Origin of the sequence: Enterobacter sp. MGH119, from assembly GCF_001037675.1 — a bacterium.
GTDB lineage: Bacteria > Pseudomonadota > Gammaproteobacteria > Enterobacterales > Enterobacteriaceae > Enterobacter > Enterobacter hormaechei_C.
The window spans coordinates 2,099,886-2,124,347 of sequence record NZ_KQ089929.1 but is presented as its reverse complement, the minus strand read 5'-3'; the positions used below and the strand labels follow the sequence as shown (position 1 = coordinate 2,124,347).

Annotated in this window: 28 protein-coding genes and 1 tRNA gene; 9 read left to right on the top strand and 20 right to left on the bottom strand. The window is 54.9% G+C overall.

Going from position 1 to position 24,462, the window contains the following annotated elements; genetic code table 11:
- Positions 1-138 precede the first annotated feature (138 nt).
- Entirely contained in the window at positions 139-1,284 is a 1,146-nt protein-coding gene (locus SK53_RS10180) for a porin (protein ID WP_022650515.1), read from the top strand.
- Positions 1,285-1,409: 125 nt separating this feature from the next.
- Here SK53_RS10180 and mnmH read toward each other — a convergent pair whose 3' ends face one another.
- The 5 genes from mnmH to ppiB all read right to left on the bottom strand — a co-directional run bounded on the left by mnmH (position 1,410) and on the right by ppiB (position 5,477).
- On the bottom strand, positions 1,410-2,480 hold the full coding sequence (gene mnmH, locus SK53_RS10175) for a tRNA 2-selenouridine(34) synthase MnmH (RefSeq protein ID WP_022650516.1): 1,071 nt from the start codon (positions 2,478-2,480) through the stop codon (positions 1,410-1,412).
- Positions 2,481-2,564: 84 nt separating this feature from the next.
- On the bottom strand, positions 2,565-3,632 hold the full coding sequence (gene purK / locus SK53_RS10170; protein ID WP_003858922.1) for a 5-(carboxyamino)imidazole ribonucleotide synthase: 1,068 nt from the start codon (positions 3,630-3,632) through the stop codon (positions 2,565-2,567).
- The gene (gene purE, locus SK53_RS10165; protein WP_003858921.1) at positions 3,629-4,138 is read right to left on the bottom strand and encodes a 5-(carboxyamino)imidazole ribonucleotide mutase; all 510 of its coding nucleotides are present in this window, start codon (positions 4,136-4,138) and stop codon (positions 3,629-3,631) included. Before purE ends, purK begins: the two co-directional genes overlap by 4 nt.
- A gap of 118 nt (positions 4,139-4,256) precedes the next feature.
- Entirely contained in the window at positions 4,257-4,979 is a 723-nt protein-coding gene (lpxH, locus tag SK53_RS10160) for a UDP-2,3-diacylglucosamine diphosphatase (protein ID WP_022650517.1), read from the bottom strand.
- Between the two features lie 3 nt (positions 4,980-4,982).
- A complete protein-coding gene (gene ppiB / locus SK53_RS10155) occupies positions 4,983-5,477 on the bottom strand; it encodes a peptidylprolyl isomerase B (protein ID WP_000256009.1) in 495 nt (164 codons plus the stop codon).
- A 175-nt stretch (positions 5,478-5,652) separates the two neighbouring features.
- Between ppiB and cysS the strand changes: the two genes are divergently transcribed.
- The gene (cysS, locus tag SK53_RS10150) at positions 5,653-7,038 is read left to right on the top strand and encodes a cysteine--tRNA ligase (RefSeq protein WP_022650518.1); all 1,386 of its coding nucleotides are present in this window, start codon (positions 5,653-5,655) and stop codon (positions 7,036-7,038) included.
- An 89-nt stretch (positions 7,039-7,127) separates the two neighbouring features.
- Here cysS and SK53_RS10145 read toward each other — a convergent pair whose 3' ends face one another.
- The 5 genes from SK53_RS10145 to folD all read right to left on the bottom strand — a co-directional run bounded on the left by SK53_RS10145 (position 7,128) and on the right by folD (position 11,643).
- Positions 7,128-7,655 carry a metal-dependent hydrolase gene (locus tag SK53_RS10145; RefSeq protein ID WP_022650519.1) on the bottom strand — a complete coding sequence of 176 codons (528 nt, stop codon included), beginning with the start codon at positions 7,653-7,655 and terminating at the stop codon, positions 7,128-7,130.
- A gap of 73 nt (positions 7,656-7,728) precedes the next feature.
- On the bottom strand, positions 7,729-8,745 hold the full coding sequence (gene malI, locus SK53_RS10140) for a Mal regulon transcriptional regulator MalI (protein ID WP_022650520.1): 1,017 nt from the start codon (positions 8,743-8,745) through the stop codon (positions 7,729-7,731).
- An 83-nt stretch (positions 8,746-8,828) separates the two neighbouring features.
- Positions 8,829-10,328 carry a PTS transporter subunit EIIC gene (locus SK53_RS10135; protein ID WP_003858916.1) on the bottom strand — a complete coding sequence of 500 codons (1,500 nt, stop codon included), beginning with the start codon at positions 10,326-10,328 and terminating at the stop codon, positions 8,829-8,831.
- Positions 10,329-10,561: 233 nt separating this feature from the next.
- Positions 10,562-10,774 (bottom strand): ribosome-associated protein YbcJ, encoded by a 213-nt coding sequence (gene ybcJ, locus SK53_RS10130; protein ID WP_022650521.1) that lies wholly within the window; start codon positions 10,772-10,774, stop codon positions 10,562-10,564.
- A 2-nt stretch (positions 10,775-10,776) separates the two neighbouring features.
- Entirely contained in the window at positions 10,777-11,643 is an 867-nt protein-coding gene (folD, locus tag SK53_RS10125; RefSeq protein ID WP_006809817.1) for a bifunctional methylenetetrahydrofolate dehydrogenase/methenyltetrahydrofolate cyclohydrolase FolD, read from the bottom strand.
- Between the two features lie 310 nt (positions 11,644-11,953).
- On the opposite strand from folD, the gene fimA reads away from it, so the two are divergent.
- The 6 genes from fimA (at position 11,954) to sfmF (ending at position 17,960) form a co-directional block, all read left to right on the top strand.
- On the top strand, positions 11,954-12,517 hold the full coding sequence (fimA, locus tag SK53_RS10120) for a type 1 fimbrial major subunit FimA (RefSeq protein ID WP_048209236.1): 564 nt from the start codon (positions 11,954-11,956) through the stop codon (positions 12,515-12,517).
- Positions 12,518-12,586: 69 nt separating this feature from the next.
- Positions 12,587-13,129, top strand: coding sequence for a type 1 fimbrial protein subunit FimI (fimI, locus tag SK53_RS10115; RefSeq protein WP_003858910.1), 543 nt, complete (start codon positions 12,587-12,589; stop codon positions 13,127-13,129).
- A gap of 34 nt (positions 13,130-13,163) precedes the next feature.
- Positions 13,164-13,856, top strand: a complete 693-nt coding sequence (gene fimC / locus SK53_RS10110) for a type 1 fimbria chaperone FimC (protein WP_022650522.1) — start codon at positions 13,164-13,166, stop codon at positions 13,854-13,856.
- 14 nt (positions 13,857-13,870) lie between these two features.
- A complete protein-coding gene (locus SK53_RS10105; protein ID WP_022650523.1) occupies positions 13,871-16,429 on the top strand; it encodes a fimbrial biogenesis usher protein in 2,559 nt (852 codons plus the stop codon).
- Positions 16,422-17,429 (top strand): type 1 fimbria D-mannose specific adhesin FimH, encoded by a 1,008-nt coding sequence (gene fimH, locus SK53_RS10100; protein ID WP_003858903.1) that lies wholly within the window; start codon positions 16,422-16,424, stop codon positions 17,427-17,429. Before SK53_RS10105 ends, fimH begins: the two co-directional genes overlap by 8 nt.
- A 9-nt stretch (positions 17,430-17,438) precedes the next feature.
- Complete coding sequence (gene sfmF, locus SK53_RS10095; RefSeq protein ID WP_023315556.1) at positions 17,439-17,960, top strand: fimbria assembly protein; 522 nt, start codon at positions 17,439-17,441, stop codon at positions 17,958-17,960.
- 50 nt (positions 17,961-18,010) lie between these two features.
- Here sfmF and fimZ read toward each other — a convergent pair whose 3' ends face one another.
- The 3 genes from fimZ to SK53_RS10080 all read right to left on the bottom strand — a co-directional run bounded on the left by fimZ (position 18,011) and on the right by SK53_RS10080 (position 20,856).
- Complete coding sequence (gene fimZ / locus SK53_RS10090; RefSeq protein WP_003858901.1) at positions 18,011-18,643, bottom strand: fimbria biosynthesis transcriptional regulator FimZ; 633 nt, start codon at positions 18,641-18,643, stop codon at positions 18,011-18,013.
- 809 nt (positions 18,644-19,452) lie between these two features.
- A complete protein-coding gene (locus tag SK53_RS10085; RefSeq protein WP_022650524.1) occupies positions 19,453-20,169 on the bottom strand; it encodes a helix-turn-helix transcriptional regulator in 717 nt (238 codons plus the stop codon).
- 24 nt (positions 20,170-20,193) lie between these two features.
- Positions 20,194-20,856 (bottom strand): EAL domain-containing protein, encoded by a 663-nt coding sequence (locus tag SK53_RS10080; protein ID WP_032608685.1) that lies wholly within the window; start codon positions 20,854-20,856, stop codon positions 20,194-20,196.
- A 303-nt stretch (positions 20,857-21,159) separates the two neighbouring features.
- On the opposite strand from SK53_RS10080, the gene SK53_RS10075 reads away from it, so the two are divergent.
- Positions 21,160-21,236: transfer RNA gene (locus SK53_RS10075), tRNA-Arg, on the top strand.
- A gap of 15 nt (positions 21,237-21,251) precedes the next feature.
- Here SK53_RS10075 and SK53_RS23915 read toward each other — a convergent pair.
- From SK53_RS23915 to SK53_RS10040, 7 genes are all read right to left on the bottom strand, one after another.
- Positions 21,252-22,409: a tyrosine-type recombinase/integrase gene (locus SK53_RS23915; RefSeq protein WP_242637236.1), complete on the bottom strand. Its 1,158-nt coding sequence runs from the start codon at positions 22,407-22,409 to the stop codon at positions 21,252-21,254.
- Entirely contained in the window at positions 22,292-22,627 is a 336-nt protein-coding gene (locus SK53_RS23600; protein WP_072034965.1) for a helix-turn-helix domain-containing protein, read from the bottom strand. Before SK53_RS23600 ends, SK53_RS23915 begins: the two co-directional genes overlap by 118 nt.
- 402 nt (positions 22,628-23,029) lie before the next feature.
- On the bottom strand, positions 23,030-23,263 hold the full coding sequence (locus SK53_RS10060) for a hypothetical protein (protein ID WP_181011169.1): 234 nt from the start codon (positions 23,261-23,263) through the stop codon (positions 23,030-23,032).
- An 8-nt stretch (positions 23,264-23,271) separates the two neighbouring features.
- Positions 23,272-23,463 (bottom strand): hypothetical protein, encoded by a 192-nt coding sequence (locus tag SK53_RS10055; RefSeq protein WP_048209230.1) that lies wholly within the window; start codon positions 23,461-23,463, stop codon positions 23,272-23,274.
- Positions 23,464-23,553: 90 nt separating this feature from the next.
- On the bottom strand, positions 23,554-23,754 hold the full coding sequence (locus tag SK53_RS10050) for a hypothetical protein (RefSeq protein WP_156174853.1): 201 nt from the start codon (positions 23,752-23,754) through the stop codon (positions 23,554-23,556).
- Positions 23,755-23,870: 116 nt separating this feature from the next.
- Positions 23,871-24,158 carry a phage protein NinX family protein gene (locus SK53_RS10045; protein ID WP_053070165.1) on the bottom strand — a complete coding sequence of 96 codons (288 nt, stop codon included), beginning with the start codon at positions 24,156-24,158 and terminating at the stop codon, positions 23,871-23,873.
- Positions 24,158-24,376, bottom strand: coding sequence for a TraR/DksA family transcriptional regulator (locus SK53_RS10040; protein ID WP_045896259.1), 219 nt, complete (start codon positions 24,374-24,376; stop codon positions 24,158-24,160). The genes SK53_RS10045 and SK53_RS10040 overlap by 1 nt, the downstream gene beginning before the upstream one ends.
- Positions 24,377-24,462: the final 86 nt, after the last annotated feature.

Genomic DNA, 24,462 nt, shown 5'->3' with positions numbered 1-24,462 from the left:
CATTGCTTAACGGCACAAATCGTTAATGTCCCTGCATTTAGTAGCACAAAACATTAAAAACCCGCCCACACAGCCCGAATTTTTCCGGTTAATATTCACCAGCTAAATATTTAGTAGCGTGTCTATCAAGGAAAAAGAATGACTATAAGAAAAACAGCGCTGGCGACAACGATCGGCGCAGCAGTGGCATTGGCTTCTTTCGCATCCCAGGCGGAAATCACTCTTCTGAAACAGGATCCGCAGGCGGGTAACCCGCTGAGCCGCCTGAACTTCACCGTTGGCGGTAGTATTCGTCCTCAGTTCCAGAACATGACCGGCGATGACGGCAAAAACGGCTACAAGCGCAACGGCTTTGACGGCGGTACCCGCTTCCGTTTCGCGGCAGACTACTACCTGTTCGATGACATCAGCTGGATCACTTACTACGAGCTGGGTGTGAACATTCCGGCGCAGTTTAACTGGGATAACCACTACGCCGACGGCGCGCACGATACTTCACGCCGTATGCTCTACACCGGTCTGAAGAGCGACACCTGGGGTACGCTGACCTTCGGCCAGCAGAACAGCGTGTACTATGACGTGGTGGGCGCAAAAACCGATATCTGGGACTACGACATGATTGGTCAGGCGCCAGGTAACGGGATTAATGGCGACTACGACGGCTCTTACCGTTCACGCCAGATGCTGAAGTACAAGAAAACCGTGGGCGATGCTGACATCTACGCCTCTTACCTGTTTGAAGACAGCGAATACCTGCCGGGCAACGGCCTGCGCTACAAGCGTAAAGGCGGCGGTTCACTGGGTATCGATTATCACCTGACCACCGATCTGACCTGGGGCGCAGCGTGGAACTACACCCGCGCGGACATGCGTAACCCGGACAACGGCGACAGCAAATCCTACGACCAGAACATCCTTGGTACCGCCCTGAGCTGGACGCCGGATAACTGGACCTTCTCCGCAGGCGGCGGCTGGTATCAAAACTTCCTGACCACCAAAAAAGTGTCCGTTAACGACTACTTCGCCGGTGATGCATGGGGTATTGAATACTTTGCGGGTTACAAGTTCCCTGTTGGTCAGTATGCGGTGAAATCCATCCAGCCGTACTTCATGGGCGACCGTATCGAGTACGTGAATGGCCGTAACTACCAGCGCATCGACAACGGTGTGGGTATCAGCTTCCAGCTGGATTACGGTTTCCGCGTGGATTACGAACACGTGTTCACCTCCAGCACCGACAACCTGGGCGACATGAACCTGGTGCGTCTGCGTTACGACTTCTAAGTTGTCATGTAGGGTGCGGCCTGATGCCCTCACCCTGACCCTCTCCCACGGGGAGAGGGAAAAAACATTAAAAACGGCAACCCAGGTTGCCGTTTTGCTTTTACCTCGCCACCCGGCTTTATTTTTCAGCGATCGAGCCACTCAGCAATTTCTTCGTACGTCCCGCGATACACAATCTTCTCCGCCTTTTTCTCCAGCTGATAGCCGTACATCGGGTCGTAATAATCCTTCAGCAGCGGCACAAGCCAGCTGAAGTGCGCGTCAGTGCTGCCAGTACGCTGTTGCTCGACAAGCGCGGCATCCAGCAGGGCGGTAAATTCCGCGAAGCGTTGCAGTCCCAGACGGCGACGAATGGCGTACAGGCCGTGATGCAGATATTCGCTATACGCTTTCCAGCCCGCTTTCTCGCCGTAGGCAGCAGAAAAATCGGCCCACATATGGTCGAAATACTCTTCGCGCAGGCGCTCCAGGCGGACTTCAAAGGGGTCTTCGACGACAACGACAGGGGCGTCAACCATGCGGTCGCGCAGGCATTCCGGCAGGTGGTTAGAGCCAATCATCCGGCCTTCATCTTCCAGCACCCAGCGCGCGGCGTCTTTTTTTAGCAGTTCGACGGCAAGGTGATTTTCAAAACTGGCCTGGGAAAGCTGCGGGGTGAGCGTGCGACCAAATGATGAGCCGCGATGGTGCGCCAGCCCTTCCAGATCGATGCCCTGCGCATGCTGCTTAACCAGCAGCGTTTTACCGTTTCCGGTACAGCCGCCGATAAGCACCATCGGTTTTTGTGACTGCTCAATGGTCACCTGAATCGCCGTCTGACGCAGGGCCTTATAGCCGCCGCGGATCAGCGGATAATCGATTCCCGCCTCTTTCAGCCAGGCCTGGGAGATGTGTGAGCGCTGGCCACCGCGCGCGCAGCAAAGGTAGCCCTCAGGATGGGCCAGGCTGGCTTCCCGCCAGGCGTTGATGCGCGCCTCTCGCGTCTCGCCGTTGACCAGGCTATGGCCGAGCGCCAGCGCGGCGTCCGGACCCTGGCGTTTATAGCAGGTGCCGACGGCGGCACGCTCGTCGTCGTTCATTAAGGGCAGGTTGAGTGCGGCGGGCATCGCACCCTGGGCAAATTCGATCGGCGCGCGAACGTCGATTAAAGGGGTATCGGACGCGAGGATCGCGCGATAGTCCGTTCCATCGTTCATGGTGATTCCAGAAGAAAACTGAGCAGCAATGGGCGGGAATTGTACGCCGGGGAAGGGGAAGGTCAACTCCCCGGCGGGGGATACTTACTTCAGTTTTGACTGCGCCCAGACAATGCCGCTCGCGTATTCTGGCGGCAGCAGGGGAACAATCGCTTCCAGCGTAGCGCTCAGGCGGTCCGTGTCGGTATCGTTCAGGTTCAGGTGGCCGACCTTACGCCCCGGACGTACCTCTTTGTCGTACCAGTGCAGGTGCACCAGCGGCAGCTTCAGCCAGTTGTAGTTCAGATCGGTGCCGATCAGGTTGATCATCACCGACGGGCTGGTCACCACCGGCTGCGGCAGCGGCAGGTCAGTGATGGCGCGCAGGTGCAGCTCGAACTGGCTGATGGAGGCGCCGTTTTGCGTCCAGTGACCGCTGTTGTGCACGCGCGGCGCAAGTTCGTTGATCAGCAGACCCGACGGCGTGACGAAACACTCCATCGCCATTACGCCCACATAGCCCAGCTCATGCATGATGGCAGAGAGCATTTCTTCCGCCTGCGCCTGCTGGTCAGCATTGGCCTGCGGGAAGGCGACGCTGGTGCGCAGAATCCCGTCCTGATGCAGGTTATGCGTTAGCGGGTAAAAAACGGTGTGCCCGTCATGCCCGCGCGCGCCAACCAGCGACACTTCACCGCTGAAATTTATGCCCTGCTCAACGATACACTCGCCGTAGCAGTCATCCGGCAGCTCGGCGGTGTCGTTCGCGCGCAGGCGCCACTGCCCGCGGCCGTCGTAGCCGCCGACGCGACGCTTCACAATCGCCAGGTCTCCCAGCATCGCAAAGACGTCATCCCATTCGCGCTTATCGGAAAGCAGCTGCCACGGCGCGGTCGCGAGGCCGAGCTTGTCGAAAAGCTGCTTTTGCGTCAGGCGGTCGGCAATGATCGGGAAGACGTCGCGGTTTACAAAGGCGTTATGACGCGCCAGCTCGCGGGTCAGGGCGGTTTCCGGCCAGCGTTCAATTTCGGCGGTGATCACGCTCTGATGGAACGGCACGGCTTCCGGCTCGGCATCCAGCCCGACGGGCCAGACGGCAATACCCAGCGGCTCACCGGCCTGACGCAGCATCCGGCCAAGCTGACCATTACCAAGAACGCAAACCTGCTTCATGCTGCACCCCGCGGATCCGGGTTATCCAGCACCTCGTCGGTCTGGGCTTTACGCCACTCCGCCAGACGCTGATGTAACTCTTTATCATGCGTCGCCAGGATCTGCGCGGCCAGCAGGGCGGCATTTGCCGCACCCGCTTTACCAATCGCCAGCGTACCGACAGGAATACCGCGCGGCATCTGGACGATAGAGTAAAGGCTATCAACCCCGCTTAACGCGGCGCTTTGCACAGGAACACCCAGTACCGGCACCAGCGTTTTGGCGGCAATCATGCCCGGCAGATGTGCTGCGCCGCCCGCACCGGCAATGATCACCTCGTAACCGTTCTCTTCGGCGCTTTCGGCGAAGCTGAACAGTTTATCCGGCGTACGGTGCGCGGAAACCACTTCGACGTGGTGCGGAACATTCAGGATTTCAAAGATTTCGGCGGCGAACTGCATGGTAGCCCAGTCGCTTTTGGACCCCATCACGATGGCGACACGCGCCGGATTATTGCGGGAAGACATGCGTCTTAAAACTCCTGTGGTGCGGAACACACTGCTTTCGAGGGCACAGAGAATAGCATGTAATACCGGCAAGGAAAACGGTTGCGTGGTCGGGAAATGGGCGAAAAGACGGGGAGGGTTAAAACGGGAAGGCGATCAGTTCAACACCTTCCGGCGTGACTTTGACCATCGATCCTTCGCTGTGCCAGGCCCCTAAAACCACGCGATGGGCGGGCTCGCCGTTGGCGATAAGGGAATGCACATCGGGACGATGGGTATGGCCATGGATCAGCCACTGAACGCGATGCTTCTCCATCACCTTCACCACCGCCTGCGGGTTGACGTCCATGATGGTCATCGATTTGCTGCTGTTGGCGGCCTTGCTGCCCGCGCGCATTCTGGCGGCGATGCGGTTGCGAATAAACAGCGGCAGGGCGAGGAACACTTTCTGGATCCACGGGGTGTGAACTTTGGCGCGAAACGCCAGGTAGCCGGTATCGTCAGTGCAGAGCGTGTCGCCGTGCATGATCAGAATATTGCGGCCATAGAGGTTTAGCACCTGCTCTTCCGGCAGCAGCGTCATGCCGCTCTCGCGGGCGTAGCGCTGGCCGATCAGGAAATCACGGTTGCCGTGAATGAAATAGCAGGGGACGCCGGAATCCACCAGCGTTTTAATGGCCGCAGCCATCTCACGGTGCAGCGGGTTCGGATCGTCGTCGCCAATCCAGGCCTCAAACAGGTCGCCCAGAATGTACAGCGCGTCGGCGTTTTTCGCTTCACCGCGTAAAAAACGCAGAAAACCGGCGGTTATCGCCGGTTCTTCTGTTTGCAGATGTAGATCCGCAATAAAGAGTGTCGCCACGAATTACTCGCTGACGGTCACGCTTGTAATCACAACGTCTTCTTTAGGAACGTCCTGGTGCATACCGCTGCGGCCAGTAGAAACGGCTTTGATCTTGTCGACCACGTCCATCCCTTCAACCACTTCTGCGAATACGCAGTAGCCCCAGCCTTGCAGACTTTCGCCAGAGAAGTTCAGGAAGTCGTTGTCCGCTACGTTGATGAAGAACTGTGCGGTTGCAGAATGTGGCGCCTGAGTACGGGCCATTGCCAGCGTACCACGGGTGTTTTTCAGGCCGTTGTTCGCTTCGTTTTTGATCGCTTCTTTCGTCTCTTTCTGGCGCATGCCAGGCTCGAAACCGCCGCCCTGGATCATAAAGCCGTTGATCACACGGTGGAAAATAGTGTTGTTGTAGAAACCTTCGCGGCAGTAGTCCAGGAAGTTTTTAACTGTTTCAGGCGCTTTGTCATCAAAGGTTTTGATTACGATATCGCCATGATTAGTGTGGAAAGTAACCATTTTTGCATCCTGTTCCGTTATTGTGGTGCGTCGACCCGTGCTCGGGTCACATATAGGGGCTTGTTATAGCATAACCACAAGACTCGATCACCTTGCATTGTGTGCTGACCGTACTCCGAATTATGGGTATTATAAGGAACAAACAATCCACACACGTGTTTACATGGAATCTTCGATGTTAAAAATCTTTAATACAATGACGCGCCAAAAAGAGGAATTTAAACCTATCCATGCCGGGGAAGTCGGCATGTACGTGTGTGGTATTACGGTTTACGATCTCTGTCACATCGGCCATGGCCGTACCTTTGTCGCGTTCGACGTGGTGTCACGCTACCTGCGCTTCCTGGGCTACAACCTGAAGTATGTGCGCAATATCACCGACATCGACGACAAAATCATTAAACGTGCTAATGAAAATGGCGAAAGCTTTGTCGCGCTGGTGGATCGCATGATCGCCGAAATGCACAAGGATTTTGACGCCTTAAATATTCTGCGCCCGGACAGCGAGCCGCGTGCGACCCACCATATCCATGAAATCATTGATATCACCCAAAAGCTGATCGAGCGTGGTCACGCCTATGTGGCGGACAACGGCGACGTGATGTTCTCGGTGCCGACGGACCCAACCTACGGTGCGCTTTCCCGCCAGGATCTGGACCAGCTCCAGGCCGGTGCGCGCGTGGACGTGGTTGACGTGAAGCGTAATCCGATGGACTTCGTGCTGTGGAAGATGTCCAAAGCGGGCGAACCAAGCTGGCCATCCCCGTGGGGCGAAGGGCGTCCGGGCTGGCACATTGAATGTTCCGCGATGAACTGCAAGCAGCTGGGCAACCATTTCGACATCCACGGCGGCGGTTCGGATCTGATGTTCCCGCACCACGAAAACGAAATCGCGCAGTCCACCTGTGCTCACGGCGGCGAGTACGTGAACTACTGGATGCACTCCGGGATGGTGATGGTTGACCGCGAGAAGATGTCGAAATCGCTGGGTAACTTCTTCACCGTGCGCGACGTGCTGAAGTATTACGACGCGGAAACCGTGCGTTACTTCCTGATGTCTGGCCACTATCGCAGCCAGCTGAACTACAGCGAAGAGAACCTGAAGCAGGCGCGCGCTGCGCTGGAGCGTCTGTATACCGCACTGCGCGGCACCGACAAGTCTGTTCCAGCCGCAGGCGGCGAGGCGTTTGAAGCCCGCTTCGTTGAGGTCATGAACGACGACTTCAACACCCCTGAAGCCTATTCCGTGCTGTTCGACATGGCGCGTGAGGTGAATCGCCTGAAGTCAGAAGATATGGCGGCGGCCAATGCGCTGGCGTCTCATCTGCGTAAGCTCTCTTCCGTGCTCGGCCTGCTGGAGCAGGAGCCGGATGTGTTCCTGCAAAGCGGCGCGCAGGCGGACGACGGCGAAGTGGCGGAAATTGAAGCACTGATTAAAGCGCGTCTGGAAGCGCGTCAGGCGAAAGACTGGGCGGCGGCGGATGCGGCGCGTAACCGTCTGACCGAGATGGGCATTATTCTGGAAGATGGCCCGCAGGGAACCACCTGGCGTCGTAAGTAATTTTCTCCTCACTCTAACCCTCTCCCACAGGGAGAGGGAATTGTTAGGTTTTCTCCCTCTTTACGTGGGAGAGGGCCGGGGTGAGGGCATCAGCGCGCACGTTTTCTCCACCATAACATCCCCATCAGCACCATCCCCGGCAGCCACACCCACAGCAGTTCCGAGATAATGACCTCATGCCCGTATGGCGTGGTATAGCGCGACAGCGCAAACGGCGCGACTTTGATCACCTGCCACGGCGCAAAGAAGCGCTCATCTGACCAGGGCCACAGCCAGCCGACGCCTTTCCCGCCGGTGGTGATCGAATCCAGCAGGCTGTGCGACAGCAGCGACACGGTTAAAAACAGCCAGCAGCGCGTCAGGCTGGCCCTGAACCATCGTCGACCTGCCAGCACGCAGAGTATCGGCACCACCAGGGCAAACAGTAGCGAATGAGTGAAACCGCGATGGCCGAAAATATTCCCGTAGGCAACACCGAATTTAAACGCCAGTACGTCGGCATCGGGCAGCATGGCGAGGACGATCCCGGCAAACAGCAGGCGGGGTGGGATGACGTTGGTTCCGAGCCCTAAGCCCAGACACAGAGGTACGGCAGCGTGGGTGATAACGGTAGGCATTGCATTTATCCATGGCAAATCATGGAAATATAGCAGTCATCTCGCGCTAAAAGACCCATGCTAAATTCTGATTTTACGCCGATTCCCGCGCGATAAGCTGCCCGGAGAGGGTTATGCGCTGCGTTTGCAGGTCCGGCTCTTTCAGCCTGCGGATCATCAGCCCTGCCGCCTGGCGGCCGGTCTCTTCGCTGGCAGACGAAACGTAAGTTAATGACGGCGATGTGAGATTAACGTGGAGCATATCTTCAAAACCAATCAGCGCCACCTGCTGGGTTAAAAACACGTCTTTACCCACCGTGCGCCCCACCTGGTGAATACCTGAGATCGAACCGATCATCGCGTCCGGTGAATGGCAGAGCAGGGCGGTAATCGTATTGTTCTTCTCCAGCAGCTGGCGAGTCGCCATGGCCGCCGCCTGCGTGTCATCGGTGCAGGCTGGAGAATATTCCTCACGCCAGATCAGACCGTTCTGCGTCATCGCGCTGCGAAAACCGAGCAGGCGCTGCTCGCGGATACGGCACCCGTCGCGCCCGCCAATATAGGCGATGGTGCGGTGCCCGCGTTCGATAAGATAACGCGCGGCCAGGTTCGCCGCCTGGCGGTTATCGCGCATCACCAGATTGCATTTCTCTTCCAGCAACGACTGCGAAACCGCCACAAGCGGCAGCGGGCAGTGGCGAATGTGTTCCGGGAGAGAGGCGGTGCGGGTGTCCGACGCCAGGTAGATGACGCCCGCCACGCCCTGCTGCTTAAACGAGAGCAGGGTACGCTCAAGATGTTCGCCGTCATTCAGCGGCTGACCGAGAAAAACCATATAACCCTGCTTCTCCAGCTCCTGAACGATGCTCGCCATCACCTTGATGGAAAAGCTGTCGCTGAAGTCGCGCAGGATCAGGCCGATTAAGTTGGAGGTGTTGGCGCGAAGATTGGCAGCGGCGACGTTATGAACATAGCCCAGCGTTGTGATGGCGGCATTGACCTTCCCGATCGTCGCCTCTGAGATCTTCCCTTTCTGGCGCAGCACCAGCGAAACGGTAGAAACCGACACGCCCGCATGCTTTGCGACATCAATAATGCTGACTTTCTTCAAAACCGCTCCCTGAAATTTACCGATTATCAGCCAGATAAGAGGCGACCCCCAGCGTACAGGAGACGCCTCCTTCAGGCATCTTATTATTTGCCAATCATCGTGGACATCGTCTGGGCGATAAACTGTGCTCTGGCCCCGAAAATCACCTGTATCCCGTTATCGCCCACGAACACCACGCCGCGCGCGCCAAGCCCATTCAGCCCGTCCCGGTCCACCGCTTCGCTCTTCGCCACTTCCAGACGCAGACGCGTGATGCAGGAGCCGACGGAATCAATGTTCTGCGCACCGCCCAGCAGGCCGATGATTTCGGTGGCAAGTTCGGAATCGGACTTGTCATTCGCGCTGGCGGTCACTTCGGTGCGGCCCGGCGTTTTCACGTCGAAACGGCGGATCACGAAGCGGAAGGTGAAGTAGTAGATTAATGCCATCGGAATGCCGATGATAATGGCGCTCAGGAAGTTGGTCTGATAGCCGTTAAACGACGGCAGGATCCCGAACGACAGGTAGTCGATAAAGCCCGCCGAGAACGACTTGGCGATATGCGCATGCAGCAGGTACATGGTCATGTACGCCAGGCCTGCCATGATGGCGTTGAAGACGTAAAGGATCGGCGCCACGAAGATAAAGGTGAACTCTACCGGCTCGGTGATGCCCGTCAGGAAGCAGGTGAGGGCGGCGGAGAAGAGAATACCGGCCGCGATTTTCTTATTCTTCGTGTGCGCTTCGTGGTACATCGCCAGACACGCCGCGGGCAGTGCGAACAGCATCAGCGGGAACTCGCCCTGCATGAATTTCCCGGCGTTCTGGTAGGTGTCGCTGCTGAAGGATTTCACTCCCTCTTCCAGCATCTTGAACCAGATGGTCTGGTCGCCGTGGATCACCTGACCCGCCTGGGTAGTGTAATCCCCGAACGAATACCAGAAGGAGGGATACCAGATGTGGTGCAGGCCGAGCGGGATCAGCGCGCGCTCCACCAGCCCGAAGATAAAGGTCGAGGCCGCCTGGTTATCGCCGTTCACCACCACGGACAGGGCGTCGATGCCGGACTGAATATGCTGCCAGACGTACGGCAGCAGCAGGCCGAGCAGGAACGACAGAAACGCCGTCGCAATCGCCACAAAGCGCTTGCCGGAGAAGAAGCCGAGGAATTCCGGCAGCTGCATGGTGTGGAAGCGGTTGTAACACCAGGCCGCAAGAATACCGCAGATCAGGCCGCCAAAGACGCCCATCTGTAACGTCGGAATGCCGACGACCATGGCGTATTTCCCGCCCTGGGAGGCCATTTCCGGCGTAATGCTCAGCACGGTGCTGATGGTGATGTTAGTGACAAACACGGAGACCGCCGCAGAGAGAGCGGCAATGCCGGATTCCGAAGCCAGTCCGACGGCAGAGCCGATGGCGAAGAGCATTGGCAGGTTATCAAAGATAACCCCGCCTGCGTTCATCATCAGCGGCAAGTGGAACTTATCGCCGAAGGCCAGCAACAGGCCCGCAGCGGGAAGCAGTGAAATTGGCAGCATTAAGGCGCGACCAATCATCGATAACTTAGACAGCGATTTAACAAACCCTGATATCAGGCTCATGCTGATTTCCCCCGAGTAGCGCTTTTTTTGCGCTGTTATTGTAAGTAGAACGTTTTAGTAGAACGTTCTACTTATCGTGGGGAAAGTCTGAAAATCGCGCAACTTAAATTTCACATTTCGCCAGAGGGAATAGTGATTATTTGAAGTTGATCGATAATTAACCGTGATGGGTGTGAGGGGATGTTTATCCCCTCTCCCTGTGGGAGAGGGTTAGGGTGAGGGCATCAGACAGCTCAGGCCGTCACGGTCACGCTCTGACCTGCGAAGCTCACGGTCTGACCCGCGACAATTTTGCAGCGCTTGCGGGTTTCCACCGCGCCGTCTACTGTTACCTGCCCGTCGGCGATGACGATTTTCGCCTGCGCGCCGCTTTCGCTCCAGCCTTCCAGCTTCAGCAGATCGCACAGCTCAACGTGCGGGTGTTTACCTAAAGAAAAAGTTGCCATGATTACGCGTCCTCTACGTCGTGATACTCCTCGCACGCCTGCAAGGTATTCTGAATCAGTGTTGCTACCGTCATCGGGCCAACGCCGCCCGGGACCGGAGTAATATAGGATGCGCGCGCTGCGGCATCTTCATACACCACGTCGCCGACCACTTTGCCGTTTTCCAGACGATTAATACCCACGTCCACGACGATTGCGCCCTCTTTGATCCACTCGCCCGGAATAAAGCCCGGCTTGCCGACCGCAACGATCAGCAGATCGGCGTTTTCGACGTGGTGACGCAGGTTTTTAGTGAAGCGGTGGGTGACGGTGGTGGTGCAGCCCGCCAGCAGCAGCTCCATGCTCATCGGACGGCCCACGATGTTGGAGGCGCCAATCACCACGGCGTTCAGGCCATAGGTATCGATGTTATAACGCTCCAGCAGCGTCACGATGCCGCGCGGGGTGCATGGACGCAGGCGCGGCGCGCGCTGGCACAGGCGGCCTACGTTATACGGATGGAAACCGTCAACGTCTTTGTCCGGCGCGATACGCTCCAGCACCTTCACGTTGTCGATGCCCGCAGGCAGCGGCAGCTGAACCAGGATGCCGTCGATCTCTTTATCGGCATTCAGGGTGTCGATCAGTTCCAGCAGTTCCGCTTCGCTGGTGGTTTCCGGCAGATCGTAAGAGCGGGAGACGAACCCCACCTCTTCACACGCTTTGCGTTTGCTGCCGACATAAATTTGCGAAGCCGGGTTGCTGCCAACCAGCACAACGGCCAGCCCGGGGGCGCGAAATCCGGCGGCTTTACGCGCCTTCACTTTTTCCGCAACCTCAGAGCGCACCTGCTGCGCAATCGTTTTACCGTCAATAATCTTTGCTGCCATCAGAGAGAAGATTCCGTCTGTAACGTTAGAAAGGGGGGATTGCCTGTATTTTGTCAGAAGCGAGCGCCGCTGTCAGTCACCCTTTACGAGATTTCATCGATGTCCCGCAAAATCCCTTCTCAGGGCATGGTCAATTTCTTAGAGGTGATTAGGATGTGACCTGGCTAAATGGCAGCGTTTTGACATATTACAAAATAGATTCCTGAGCTACTTTGTCCTCTCCGAAATAAGCCTTCAATTTTTTAATTGAACGTATTTCTTATTCCCGAATATGCGCGGGAAGGGTTATTTACATTTTAAAGGAATAGACATGGAACTCAGCAACATTGCTTCTACTGTTATTGCAACTCTGGCCCTGGTCGCGGGTGCCGCTCACGCAGAAGATCCGGTAGCGCCTGTATCTGTAAACGGTGGTACGGTGCATTTTAAAGGTGAATTAGTGAATGCCGCGTGTTCAGTGAATACTGACTCTTCAGAGCAGACGGTTAATCTTGGCCAGTACCGTACCGCGAAATTCACTAAAGTGGGTGACACCACCTCCAATATTCCGTTCACCATCGAACTGAACGACTGCGATCCTGCGGTAGCGAAAACCGCTGCTGTCGCGTTTACCGGCCAGATCGACGCCACCGACAAAACGCTGCTGGCGGTAAGCTCCGGTAACAACGACAACTCCGCGAAGGGCGTAGGTATTGAGATCCTCGACAGCAAATCCTCCACGCTGACCCCGGACGGTGCAACCTTCTCTGCGGCGCAGAACCTGATTGAAGGGACTAACACCCTGAACTTCACCGCGCGCTATAAAGCCACGGCGGCGACCACCGAGCCAGGCCAGGCAAACGCGGACGCAACATTCGTAATGAAATACGAGTAATGCCTGAGTACAGGGATGTGGCTGGCCTCAGGGAAGAGGTCTTTTGATCGCCTATACCGGGAGCGAAGGATGACAAGGACTGGGATACTGCTGTGCGCCCTTGCGATTGCCCCAGCGGTAAACGCACATACCGTGGTTATTGACGGCGGCAAAGTACACCTCAGGGGAGAGCTGGTTAACGGCGGCTGCGCCGTGGCTCCGGACAGCCAGAATATGCGCGTGGATATGGGGCAATACCGCACAAACGCCTTTTCCGGCGTCGGCAGCTTTTCCACGGTTAATGTGCCGTTCACCGTACGTCTGCTGGATTGCAGCGTGGACGTCTCCCGCACCGTGGGGATCCAGTTCCAGGGAGTGACACCGGCAGAAGACCCGCAGGTTTTCCTGGCGACATCGCGGCCGGGGGAAAATGCGGTCAGCAGTGGTGTCGGGCTGGCGCTTTTTGACGAACAGCAACGTCAGATCATCCCGAACGCGACGGCGGTGAGCTGGTTACCCATTAACACCCGCGAGCTGGTATTTCATTTCAGCGCCCGCTACCGGGCAATTTCCGAACACCTTGTACCAGGCACTATTCAGTCGAATGTCTGGTTTACGTTGATTTATCCCTGACGCCTGCGAACTAATTATTAAAGGTACGGTTGTGATGAACACCCTGATTAAACCTGGACTGTTTTTATCTTTTATTTTGATGATGGTTTCTGCCAGCGCGAATGCGTCCGGCGGAATTGCGCTGGGCGCGACGCGCGTTATTTATCCGGCCGATGCCAAACAAACGTCGCTGGCGATCACCAACAGCAATAAACAAGAGCGCTATTTAATTAACGCGTGGATAGAAAATGCCAACGGGCAAAAGGAAAAAACCTTTGCCGTCACGCCGCCGCTGTTTGTCAGCGAGCCGGCCAGCGAAAACACCCTGCGCATTATCTACGCAGGCCCGGCGCTGCCTGCCGATCGCGAATCGCTCTTTTACATGAACGTCAAAGCGATTCCCTCCGTCAGCAAAAAACATCAGGACGGCAACAACGTCCTGCAACTGGCTATTCTGTCACGTATCAAGCTGTTTGTTCGCCCGGCTAACCTGGCGATGCCGCCGGAAGAGGCGCTCTCACAGCTGCGCTTTGAGCGCGTCGGCAACCATCTTAAGGTGAGCAATGCCTCACCGTATTACGTCACGCTGGTCAATCTGAAGCTCGGCGGACAGACGCTGGATAACCTGATGGTTGCTCCTAAAAGCTCGGCGCAGCAGGTGCTGCCTGCCGCTACGAGCGGCACGCTCTCCTGGCAGAGTGTGAATGACTATGGCGCCATTACGCCGGCGCGTAGCGTCAGCCTGTGAGCAGAGACAGGGCGATGAACACTCAATGGCGTTACTGCCCGGTTGCGCTGGCACTGATGGCAACGCTCTGGCCACTCGCTGGCTGGGGCGAAAGCTACTTTAACCCGGCGTTTCTCTCCGATGACACGGCGAACGTCGCGGATTTGTCGCGTTTTGAAAAAGGCCACCAGCAGGCACCGGGCGTCTATCGCGTCGATATCTGGCGTAACGATGAGTTTATCGGCACGCAGGACGTGCGGTTTGAGCAAGCTGACAACACGCCGCCGGTCGCAGGCGGTTTGTCGCCGTGCATTACGCGCGCGATGCTCGATCGCTTTGGCGTCAATATCGCCGCCTTCCCGGAACTGAGCAACGTGCAGGGCGATACCTGCGTTCCGCTCACAACGGCTATTCCGGGCAGCGAAGCGGCGTTCAACTTCGCCTCGTTGCGCCTGAACGTCAGCCTGCCTCAGGTGGCGATGCAAAACAGCGCCCGCGGATATATTCCGCCTGAACAGTGGGATGAAGGCATCCCTGCCGCGCTGCTGAACTACAGCTTTACCGGCAACCGGGGCAGCGACGACGACAGCTACTATCTGAACCTGCAAAGCGGGTTGAACTATGGCGCCTGGCGATTACGCAATAACGGCGCGTGGCGTTATACCGAAAGCAACGGCCAGCGGCACAGCAGCTGGCAAAATATTGGTACCTGGGCGCAGCGTACGATCATCCCGCTGAAAAGCGAGCTGGTGCTGGGTGACAGCAACACCGGTAACGATGTCTTCGACAGCGTCGGTTTTCGCGGTGGTCGCCTCTATTCGTCCGACAGTATGTACCCGGACAGCCTGCAAGGCTACGCGCCTACCGTGCGCGGAATCGCCCGCACCCCCGCCAAAGTGGTGATCCGCCAGAACGGATACGTGATTTACCAGAGCTACGTGCAGCCGGGGGCTTTTGCGATAACTGATCTTAACCCGACCTCCTCAAGCGGTGACCTGGAGGTGACGGTGGAAGAGAAGGACGGCAGCCAGCAGCGCTACACCGTCCCGTATTCCACCGTTCCGCTGCTCCAGCGTGAAGGACGCTGGAAATACGATCTGGTGGCAGGGGACTATCGCAGCGGCAACAGCGAGCAGGACACGCCGTTCTTTACTCAGGGTACGATGATTGCGGGTCTTGCCGACGGCTACACGCTGTACGGCGGAACGCAGCTGGCCTCGCGCTATACCGCCATCGCCATTGGCGCGGGTAAAAACCTCGGTGACTGGGGGGCGGTTTCACTTGATCTCACCCATGCCCGCAGCCAGCTTGCCGATGATAGCCGCCATGAAGGGCAGTCCCTGCGGTTCCTGTACGCAAAATCCCTTAACGGATTCGGTACCAACTTCCAGCTGCTGGGCTATCGCTACTCGACCAAAGGCTTCTACACCCTCGACGATGTGGCCTGGCGCACAATGGAAGGCTACCAGTATGGCGACGATCAGGACGATGACGGCGTGCCGGACGTGCAGAGCTATCACAACCTGACGCTGAATAAAAAAGGGCGTTTCCAGCTCAATATCTCCCAGTCTCTTGGCGATTACGGCTCGGTGTACGTGTCGGGCAGCCAGCAAAGTTACTGGGGCACCAGCGAATCCAACGTCTGGTATCAGCTCGGCTACGCGGGCGGGGTGAAAGGGGTCAGCTACGCCTTATCCTGGTCGTGGAACAAGGCCGTCGGCATTGATGGAACCGACCGTATCGCCTCTTTCAACGTCTCCGTACCGTTCAGCCTGTTCACCCGTCACGGCTACCGTCGCGATAGCGCGATCGACAGAGCCTATGCCACGGCCTCTTCCAGCCGAAACAGCAACGGTGATACCAGCTGGCAGACCGGAATAAGCGGAACGCTGCTAAAAGATCGTAACCTGAACTACAGCGTTACGCAGGGCCACACCAGCAATAACGGTGCCAGCGGCAGCGCCAGCGCTAACTGGCAGGCAACGTACGGTACGCTGGGCGTGGGCTACAACTACACGCGGGATCAGCACGACCTCAACTGGCAGCTTTCCGGCGGCGTGGTAGGGCATTCAGACGGCATCACATTCAGTCAGCCGCTGGGCGATACCAACGTCTTGATCAAAGCGCCGGGCGCGTCAGGCGTGAGCGTCGAAAACCAGACCGGCGTCAAAACAGACTGGCGTGGCTATGCGGTGATGCCGTACGCCACGGTGTACCGTTACAACCGCGTGGCGCTCGACACTAACACCATGAGCAACAACACCGACATTGAAAATAACGTTTCCAGCGTCGTGCCGACGAACGGTGCGCTGGTGCGCGCCAGTTTTGACACCCGCATCGGCGTGCGCGCGTTGCTCACCGTTAAGCGTGATAACCAGCCTGTGCCGTTTGGGGCGGTGGTGCGTGAGACGCAGAGCGGCGTAACCAGCATGGTGGGAGATGACGGTCAGATTTACCTGAGCGGGCTGCCACTGAGCGGGGAGCTGCTGATTCAGTGGGGAGACGGGAAGCAGTCCCAGTGTCGTGCGCCCTACAGCCTGCCAGAACAGAGCCTGCAACAGGCGATCACACTTAAGGGGATCCGCTGTGAATAAAATCCATTATCTGGGGCTATCCCTGCTGGCATTTTTGCCGCTATCTCAGGCGTTCGCCACCGTCTGCGTCAATGAAAATGGCGTGCCGACGGAGGTGTATTACGACCTGACGGATAAATTCAACAGCTCCAATAACCAGGTGGGGCAGATTGTCACACTCAGCGAGAAGTCTCAGTGGGTGGGTGTTAACGCCGTCTGTCCTAAGGGAACGTCCGGGAACACCACCAAGCGCAGCTATGTTACCGATTTCCCGGTCACGGGCACCAGCGATGGCTACCAGTATCTGAAGCTTAACGACTATCTGGACGGAGCGATGAAAATCACCGACAGCTACGCTGGCACCTTCTATCCACCCAGAAAGTACATTCAGATGGGGAGCCATCCGAACGTGTCTAAAAACAAACCGTTTGGTGTACAGGATTCCAGCCTCGTCTTCCGGCTTAAGGTGACCCGACGCTTTATCAATATGGTAGTGATCCCCCGGGCGACCATGTTCCGGGTTTACGTCACCACGACCTCCTCGGATCCGCTCACCACGCCGGTTTATACCATCAGCTACAGCGGGACCATTCAGGTGCCTCAGAGCTGTGAAATTAATGCCGGGAATGTGGTGGAGTTCGATTTCGGAGACATCGGCGCCTCCCTGTTCAGTAAAGCGGGCATCGGGAATAAGCCGGAGGGGATCTCAGCGCAAAGCAAAACCATCGGCATAAAATGCACCAACGTCGAGGCGAACGCCATGCTCACGATGCGTGTTGAAGCGGAGAAGGTTTCAGGCAGTACGCTGGTTTCCGATAACGCGGATGTGGGTTTTGTGATTGCCAACAGTAATGGCGTGCCGCTGACGCCCAACAACCTGACCAGCAAAATCCCGTTCCGTCTGGACGACAGCGCTCAGGCACAGGTGGGGATCCGCGCGTGGCCCGTCAGCGTGACCGGTAAAAAACCTGCCGAGGGGCGTTTTACCTCTCGCGGCTATTTACGCGTCGACTACGACTAAGGAGCAGATATGCGAAACGGAATACGGTATTTAGCCGTCGCGCTCTTTGCGCTTTGCTCCCCTGCACACGCAGAGACGGCGCTTGGGGAAATTAACATTCAGCTCTACGGCAATATCGTGGATTTTACCTGCGTGGCGGAGGGGGACGACAGCAATAAAACCGTCACGCTCGGCACCTGGCCCACGAAACAGCTCCGCACAACGGGGAGCCGGACGCAGCCTGTGCCGTTCACCCTGAAGCTGACCGGATGCCCGCCGGGGGCAGCTTCGGTCACATTTACGGGGAAGATGGACGGGCATGATAACAGCCTGCTGGCGCTGAATGATGCCAGCGCGGCCAGCAACGTGGCCGTGGAGATCCTTGACCGGGATAAAACGCGCCTCGCGTTGCAGCAGGCCAGCCAGACGGTGGCGGTGGATGCGCAGGGAAATGCAGAACTGTCGTTTTATGCCAATTATATCGCCACGGCGGATAATCCGCAGCCGGGCCGGGCTGACGCCGATGCAACGTTCATGATCAATTATAATTAATCGTATCCACTCTCCCTGTGACGATTATATGTTGCAGGGAGAGAGAGGGATTACAGTAATTCGTGCGCTTTCGCGTAATCAATTAATTCAACGATACTTTGCACGCCCAGCTTGGAAAAGATATTAGACTTATGGGCACTAATTGTTTTGTTGCTAAGTAATAATTGATCCGCAATCTCCTTATTAGATAATCCGTTCGCCAGATATCGCAGAACCGTCACTTCACGATTCGATAATGGCATATCAACAGCGGCGCCCGTCCGCGACCCCAGATGGTTTATAAAACTTAATGTTTCTGAAGGGAAGAAAGAATAGCCCGTCAGTATCATTTCCACCGCGTTATAAATTTCCCCCAGATCTTTTCGCTTACTGACAAAACCATTTGCCCCGGCGCGGATGGCGCGTCCTGCGTAGAAGGCTTCAGATTTTGAAGAGAGGAAAAGAACCTTAATGTCTTTATTTAAGTTCCTGATTCTTTTCAGTAATACGAACCCATCCGTGCCCGTCATTTCAATATCGAGAATGACCAGGTCAATGGGGTGGTTGCGTATACAGTCAAGCACTTCGTGGCTGTCGCCTGACTTCAGTTTGACCTGGATGTTTTTATTTTTCTGTAGCAGGACTTCTATCGACATTCTGACGATAGGGTGTTCGTCCATAATGATAACGGATGCCGGTTTCATTTTTTATGCCTCAGATTGTTAAAAGCGTTATGCTGAGTTTTGTTAAAACTCTCGAAAAGCCGGAAGGATAATTGCGCAGATCCTTGTACGGTAAATGTCCCTGGGAAGAGCGAAAGCATCCTTGTTTACGTAGTGGTGATATCAATGCCTCAGCGCAGTTATCTCATAAGGCTGGTTATGGCAAAATGATTTTTCTTATTCGCGTGTCAAACACGTCTTATTATACCGTTTAAGTATTGTCCGAAAAGCCTGTAAATTAATATCCATATATTGCTGATTATTATGTTCTGGATCTGAATCACTAACTTTTTAAAATTAGCAAAAATGTCCTGATATTGCATTTACCACACACTTTCATCTTTATGTAATAACAAAAAATAAACGATTTTACTGTATGTTAAATGAATGTTAACAGTGAGCGGGCTGTGACAACCAGCATCCCGCCTGCCCGCCATCCCTGAAATCCGCCATTTCGTGCGTCATCTCTCCGTTTCAAACGTCTCCTGGCAAATTGCCGTTCCCAACAACAGAACAGCACTATCTGCTGTTTTCTTCACCTCTCATCGCATTCTTTTACAGGTAAATCGCTTGTTTTTACACCATTATCATCCTGTTAACGGAAGCGCCAGAACCTTAACGCATGGATAAAATCACTCTCGTTGAGCGTACCAGCAGCATTTCGCATGGTTTAAGGTCAAGAATTAGGAATAGTTATAAAATCGAAAGTTTTGTTAAAAAACACAAAAATTTAACATGTATCCTAAGTAATTTCCTAAAGGTCTTTAGGAATTAAGAAGTTACTGAATACGTTAATACGTGAAATCTGAGAGGTTGTTGAGAAGATGTAGCAACTCATGACGATGATTCAGTCCAAGTTTCGCCAGGATGCAGCTGAGACGGTAAATAATGCGGCTATATGGGCGGTTCTGTAACTGCGCGATCTGACGCAAGGAGCTACCCTGTGACAGCGCCTGTAAGATCGGCCATTCATCCCGTGAAAACCACTCTTTGCGGTTGCCGGCGGGTGCCGGTGCTTCCAGCAAGGTTTGTTGCATAGCCAACGCCGTAAGCTGGCGTTCAAGCACATGAAAAGGGCCAGCCGCTTTACAAAACAGGCGAGCATCATAATCATCGGCGCGGACGAGCAGGTAGGGTGTCAGGTAGGGGGCGAACAGGCTGTGGCGGCGTAATCGGTCCAGCAGGTCAATGAGCGGCGAGGCGCGGCTTTCAATGTCAACTACCAGACGCGATGAAGGCCAGTGATTTAAATCACTGAGAGCGGCATCCAGCGTGGAATAGTCGCAGCAATTGCTCAGGGGCGACTGCCCGCTCAGAAAACCGGAACGGAAATAATTATCCTGTGTGACCAGAATGATAAAGGGAGCATCGGTTTTGCGGGTCTGGTTGATTGACTGGCTCAAATATTCGAGACGATCAAAAAATGGGAGAGCAAAAGGCGAGTGCGTAGAACCCAGTGAATCACTTCCTGTCCGACGACGCCGGTAACGGCGTACTGTCATTCGCATAGCTTCCCTCTTGGCGATGACCGTTCAGTCCTCCTGCCATCTCCAGGATGGCCAATAATATCCCTGACCGAAGCGCGCGCCAGCATGAAGCGCGCATGTACGGTCCCGTTCTGTTTCAATGCCTTCAATAAGCACATTCGCAGCAATTTTTGAACAAAGGGTGACCAGCTGTGTCAGCGCCGGCGTTTCACGTAAACGCCAGAAAGCGATCTTATCGATTTTTATTCCGCATAACGGCAGGCGACAGGATAAAAATGCTTGCCCTGACGCTTCATCAATATCGTCCAGCCAGATCCGGTGTCCCCGCGCGGTCAACTGCTGAAGCGCACAACTCACCCTCTGACGTACCGGGTCTGAGAGTGAAAAGAACGAGGCAGGTTCCACGAGTTCAATGTTCAGCGGTGGGCTGTTAAGTTGCAGTAAACGCTGGAACATTTCCGGTATGGTCAGAACGGTTATCGGCAAATTTATGAAAAGGTTGTCACAAGGGAAGGGGTTTTTTAACGCGGCGATCTGTGCTTCCAGCAACACAAGCGCCCGGGTGGCTGACCAGTCCTGGAAAAAGCTTTCGCTTTGCTGATGCGGCGACAGCACGCTGAGCACTTCGGCTCCCACCGCGCGTGAAGAGGAGAGGGCGACAATAGGTTCAAGCTTAATGCCTGTAATGTCGTGTGAGATGTGCTGCACGCACGAGGGAAAACCTGTCTGCTCTGGCGCTGTCACTCCGTCGTCCTGTTCACTTCCAGCCTCCAGGCGGCCGGGATACCGCAGGACAGTGTGAAGGTGAAGTAAACAGGAAAACAGCAGGCGTTACTTAAAAGCGGCTAAGCCTTTTCGCAGCCCGTAAAAGAGGGATAAATGTTGAAAAAACAGCCGTATTTACAATCAGCTAGTCATTATCGCCAGAGAAGGCGGAAAAGGCATTGACTCACTACGCATTGACCGTATAATTCCAGGCGTTTCACCACCGCGAAGTACACTCTTCTCCGTGCGCCCTTAGCTCAGTTGGATAGAGCAACGGCCTTCTAAGCCGTAGGTCGTAGGTTCGAATCCTACAGGGCGTGCCATTTAAAAACAGGCGCTTACGCCAGTTTCAAGCCAGCCTGATTTTCTCCTTGTGTCGTATTTGTGTCATGGTTGCCAAAAATGGCATCAATTTTCCGTGCGTGTTCGCTTAAGTGGTTCGGTGCCAGGTGAGCGTATCGACGGACCATTTCGATGGACTCCCAGCCGCCCATTTCTTGCAGAACGGACAACGGCACGCCGGACTGAATTAACCAGCTCGCCCAGGTATGCCGGAGGTCGTGAAAACGGAAGTCCTCTATACCCGCTCTTTCCAGTCCAATGCGCCAGGCGACATTGTCATCCACTCGCATTTTTCGGACAGCCGGAGTGACGGTTTTATCCGGACGCGTAGATGGCTTCGTATGAACGAATACCCACCTGGAACTTTTCCCGATCTGATCCCTTAACACCCTGCATGCGGTATCATTCAGAGCCACGCCGATAGCCTTGCCCGCCTTCGCGTTCTCCGGATTTACCCATGCAACCTTTCTCTGCATATCGACCTGCTGCCACTCCAGATCAATGATGTTGGAGCGGCGCAGGCCGGTTGCCAGTGCAAATATCACCACCGGCTTTATCGACTCCGGCATGCAGGCGATTAACCGTTCTGCCTCGTCCCTGGTCAGCCATCGAATGCGTTTGCTGATAGGCTTTTTCGTTTTTATAACCGGGGCCGTTTTAATCCAGCCCCAGTCATTAGCCGCAGCCTTGAACAGAGATCGCATGAACGAAAGGTGCTGGTTCTTTGTGGCCTGGCTTACCGGTTTCTCAACATACGGTGGCGGTTCCTTCCCACGCCGTATAGCCGCGTCCCTGCGCGACTCCCAGACCTGAATATGTTTACGGTTGACCATCTTCGAAACAGCCTCATGAACCTGATCAGCAGTGATGGTTGAAATATCCCGGCCGGAGAAATGTCGTAGGAAATATTCGATTTTGGTCTTATCGTCATCGAGTGACCGCTTATGCTCCTTCTCGCGGATCCACCTGATGCAACATTCCTCGAATGTCCTCGTCGGAAGCTCCCCAATTTTATCCACCCGCCACGCTTCAGCCTTCAGCTTGTCGTGCAGCTCCTGCGCTTGTTTCTTGTCCCCCGTACCAAGAGATCGTCTAATTCTTTTCCCTGACGGCGTAACGAAATGACAGTGCCAGATGCCGCCTCTGAGGGTGATTGACATAAAATTTCTCCTTTATGTTCACCCGCGCTCGCGGAAACAGGATCGCGCGGGTCATGTAAATACGCAATACAGGCAACGTCGGTTGTGCGGTATTTGTTCCCGATCTTCTTCCCGGCCAGCTGCCCCGAGTCGATAAGACGGTAGACAGTTCTCGGTGAGGTGATTAGTAGATCGGCCGCCTGTCTGGCTGTCAGTGTTTTTGCCTCAACCATGCATTTCCTCCAGGCAAAAAAGAACCCGGCGCGGGGCCGGGCAAAAGGGATCACGAGGTGGCGCTTTCGCACCCAATAGCCAGCTCATAACTGGCTATCAGTTGCGTCATTTAGATTTGCTTGATGGGTGATGATCGCGATCATCCGTTGCGATTGATCAGCTAACTTGAACTTACTTAAAGAGGGATTTGATAAACTGGTAAATGATAGTGACGATGATGATTGCCAGTAAAATAGGCCAGAACAATACAAGAAAAAGATTAGTAGTGCCGGATACGTCATTTTTCCCACGGAAGTATTGATGTTCGTAACAACCGGATAGGTAAACCACAATGACGCCAATCGCCATGTATAACCAAGCTGATAATTCCACCAGAAATCCATCCATCTTTTTGTTAAATGTCAGCCTTCATCCTCCCACCAGTCATCATCTTCATCAACTTGCGAGCAACCAGATAATGGATTAGTTGCCGCCAGTACCTCTCTTGCAGCTCCCTGGCGCTGAAGTCTTCGCAGCGCTTCGTAAAGCTCAAAAGCTTCCGTTCGCTCGTCTCCAATTTCGAGGGAGCGCGCAACCTTGTGCGCCTCGGTGACCAGACTAGATAATTGGTTTCGGATGTCCTGAATGGTGCTCATAGTTCTCCTCAATCCTGCTGCTTAACCGTGTAATTGCCGTTTGGCTTAACACCCACTGCAAAGTAGGTTCCTCCGGTAATGCCGATTCCCCACACATCGCTCGTACCATCATTCGGCTTCTTCTCGCTGACGAAATGTCGCAATGCTGCGATGGCGCTCTCAATATCCAGCGTTGAGTTAACCGTCATAGTGATGCGCATAATCTCTCCTCATGCCGCTCGCGGGGCGATAGGCTACCCTGATGCAATAAAAAACCGCCCGGAGGCGGTTAGTTGAAAGGGTTATTCTGTCTAAGGATGAGCCCTTTTGACTGTAATTGATGTTGGTACAGTCGTATTGTGGCCATAGATTCTTCCGCTGACACTTACAACCCAGAAATCCTCTTCCTTTCCACCATCATAAAGCGTAATGACATCATGTATTTCCGGCTCATCATCAAGATCAAAAGTCTTAACAATACCGGTCTCCTGAAACTTCACATCAATTAACATTCCTTTCTCCTTGTCGTATTTAATCAAAGAGAGAATTAACATAATTGATGCGCTTATGTACAACTATCAGACGCCATCCTGAACATTGGCTGACTCCTGCATCATGAGGAAGACAATCATTGCGGCACGAAGTGGGTTATCGTTAAAGCTATATGCATCGTTGGGATGAAAAGCCTCAGCCCCCCCCAACCGCCTCTTTTGTCCGCGTCGCTCATTGCGTAAATGCTGATTTTATTTGCGGTGATAATCGGCCATGCATCTGCCGGGTTATTGCACGGATCGAAGAATTCCCACTTTCCATCCCTGACAATTAGGACGCCTCTACCCGTCATTGAACCAATTAGTCTTGAAGCTATCTGAACCTTTCGATTAACTTCCTTATCACTCAACTTGCTGTAATCCATCAAATCCCCCTCTGCTTATTCCTCAATTCGATGACGCTCTGGCAATCCGCACAGGTCTGGCAGCCGGGAACGGCAGCGCGCCGCGGCTCGGGAATCGGTTCGTCGCATTCTTCACAACGCTCAGCTGATACGTCGTTACGGTTCACTCGGTGAGCGGAAAGGGCAGCGTTACGCTGAAGCTCTTCAATCTCTGCTGCGGTATCGATGATGTCGGCCATTGTCAATGCTCCCGGAACTGTCGGTTAATTCGGTTGAAGGTGAACGCCAGCAATAAAAAAGGCCGCGATAGCGACCTTGTGATTAG